Raw genomic sequence first — 270 nt, forward strand, 5'->3', positions numbered from 1 at the left:
GAGGGGGGTGCGCTGGAGATCGGGGGGCGGCTCCCCGTGAACACGGGTGGGGGTGGGCTCTCGGAGGCCTACGTCCACGGCTTCAACCTCATCACCGAGGGGGTCAAGCAGCTGCGCGGGACCAGTACCGCGCAGGTTCCGGGGGCGCGTTCCTGCCTGGTGACCGCGGGCGAGGGCGTCCCCACCTCAGCCCTCCTCCTCACCGGAGGCGCTTGATGCGCGGGGCCGCACACCAACCCCGCCAGGGGCGCGGGACGCCATCCATCAGCG

Annotated in this window: 1 pseudogene; it reads left to right on the forward strand. The window is 73.3% G+C overall.

The features are described 5' to 3' along the window. Positions 1 to 216: pseudogene (locus GTW43_RS20090) on the forward strand (lipid-transfer protein); the annotation flags it as partial. Between the last annotated feature and the right edge of the window lie 54 nt (positions 217 to 270).

This window comes from Streptomyces sp. SID5785, assembly GCF_009870065.1.
Classification (GTDB): domain Bacteria; phylum Actinomycetota; class Actinomycetes; order Streptomycetales; family Streptomycetaceae; genus Streptomyces.